Here is a 2,141-nt window from a genome sequence, read left to right as displayed (position 1 = left end):
CGGGCTGATCTCGGGTGTGGTCGATGCGCTGTCGAGTGCGCTGGGCATCGCCATCGACATCGCCGACTACCGCGAACACGCGATTGGCGCAGGCTCAAAGGCACGCGCCGCAGCCTATGTCGAATGCGCCATCGATGGCCGAGCGCCCTGCTTTGGCGTCGGCATCGACGAGGACGTCGCGACCGCATCGGTCAAGGCGGTGCTCAGTGCGCTGGATGAGATTTGAGCCTCTTTATTGCTCCCCGAAACGGGGAGGGGGACCGCGAAGCGGTGGAGGGGAGGCGGGATTGCGCCCAAGCAAGATCGCGGCACAATTTCGCTTCCCCTCCGTCAGCCCTGCGGGCTGCCACCACCCCGTTCCGGGAGAGGAATGACTTCGACCAAGCCGTTTCCTTTTAAAACTTAACCGCCTGATTAATTAGCCTCTGGACAGAGCACCCTTCTCGGCTAATGTCCGGCCTCATGACCATGCCATCACCGCTGTGCGACAACCTGCGCCTGCCCGTTATCGGGTCGCCGCTGTTCATCATTTCAGGGCCGGAGCTGGTCATTGCCCAGTGCAAGGCGGGGATCATCGGGTCGTTCCCGGCGCTTAATGCGCGGCCGCAAAGCCAGCTTGACGAATGGCTGCACCAGATCACCGAAGCGCTGGCCGAACACAACCGCGCCCACCCCGAAAGCCCGGCCGCGCCCTATGCGGTCAACCAGATCGTCCACAAATCGAACGACCGGCTTGAGGCCGACATGGTCACCTGCGCCAAGTGGCAGGTTCCCATGGTCATCACATCGCTGGGCGCGCGTGAGGACCTGAACAAGGCGGTGCACAGCTGGGGCGGCATCACCATGCATGATGTGATCAGCGATCGGTTTGCGCGCAAGGCGATTGAAAAGGGCGCCGACGGGCTGATCCCGGTCGCGGCAGGCGCGGGCGGCCATGCCGGAGTAACGTCCCCCTTCGCGCTGATGCAGGAAATCCGCCAGTGGTTCACCGGCCCGGTGGCGCTGTCGGGCTCGATTGCCAGCGGCGCAGCGGTCCTGGCGGCGCAGGCAATGGGCGCGGACTTTGGTTACATCGGCTCGGCCTTCATCGCCACGGTCGAGGCGCGCGCGGATGATGGCTACAAGAACGGCATCGTCGAGGGCAGGGCGGCGGACATCGTCTATTCCAACCTGTTTACCGGCGTCTCGGGTAATTACCTGCGCCAGTCCATCGTCAATGCCGGGCTCGACCCGGACAACCTGCCGCAGGGCGATTACAGCACGATGAACTTCGGTTCGGGCGGCAACACCGAGGCCAAGGCCTGGCGCGACATCTGGGGCAGCGGCCAGGGCATTGGCGCGGTCGACAAGGTCGATACCGTGGCGGACATGGTTGCGCGGCTGACGCGCGAATATCATGCGGCAAAGGAATCGCTGTTGGCGCGGACGGCGTATTGATGTGTCGTTTTCCCCTCCCGCGTGCGGGAGGGGTGGCTGAGCCACTGGCGAAGACGGGGTGGGCCCGTGACCGGCCGCGCTCTTCGCCCACCCCGGTTCAGCAAGCTGAACCTTCCCCTCCCGCAAGCGGGAAGGGAGACAAAGCAAGCTTCAAATCTCCAGTTGGCTTCCCAGTTCAACCACGCGGTTTGATGGCAGGTTGAAGAACTCCATCGGGCTTGCCGAATTTCGCAACATCCAGGCGAACACCTTTTCGCGCCACACCGGCATGCCGGGGCGCTCGGCGGTGAGCAATGTCTGGCGCGACAGGAAAAAGCTGGTCTGCAAGATCTCGAACTTGCCACCGCATACCGATACGCCCTTCAGCGCGGCAGGCACATCGGTCGATTGCATGAAGCCGTAGCGCAGGATCATCCGGTAAAAGCCGTGGCCCAGGTCCTCGACATCAAAGCGGTTGGCGTCGGTGACATAAGGCACTTCCAGTATCTGGACCGTCAAAATGACCACGCGATCATGGATGACCTTGTTGTGCTTCATGTTGTGCAGCAGCGCGGTCGGTACGCCGGTGGTCGCCGAGGCCATGAAGATCGCGGTGCCCTTGACGCGGGTGGCGGAGCCTTGCGCAGACTTGACGAACACCTCGATGGGCAACGCGCTTTCGATCATCGTCTCACGCATCAGCTTGCGCCCGCGCGCCCAGGTGG

At 63.2% G+C, this 2,141-nt stretch carries 2 protein-coding genes and 1 pseudogene; 2 read left to right on the top strand and 1 reads right to left on the bottom strand.

Features of this window, described 5'->3' with window-relative positions; all coding sequences use genetic code 11:
- Positions 1-226: alpha-isopropylmalate synthase regulatory domain-containing protein (locus ACEW8G_RS16105; RefSeq protein ID WP_373489410.1), on the top strand; the 226-nt coding region annotated here is incomplete at its 5' end.
- Positions 227-462: 236 nt separating this feature from the next.
- Complete coding sequence (locus ACEW8G_RS16100; RefSeq protein ID WP_373489409.1) at positions 463-1,437, top strand: NAD(P)H-dependent flavin oxidoreductase; 975 nt, start codon at positions 463-465, stop codon at positions 1,435-1,437.
- A 150-nt stretch (positions 1,438-1,587) separates the two neighbouring features.
- Here ACEW8G_RS16100 and trkD read toward each other — a convergent pair.
- Positions 1,588-2,141: pseudogene (trkD, locus tag ACEW8G_RS16095) on the bottom strand (potassium transporter Kup); the annotation flags it as partial.

Origin of the sequence: Blastomonas sp. (assembly GCF_041747255.1) — a bacterium.
Lineage (GTDB): Bacteria > Pseudomonadota > Alphaproteobacteria > Sphingomonadales > Sphingomonadaceae > Blastomonas.
The sequence above is the reverse complement of the archived record's forward strand: the minus strand, read 5'-3'. Positions and strand labels throughout refer to the sequence as shown.

Coding starts and splice junctions, on each gene's coding strand:
- ACEW8G_RS16100 (WP_373489409.1), top strand. CDS start 463: ATGACCATGCCATCACCGCTGTGCGACAACCTGCGCCTGCCCGTTATC.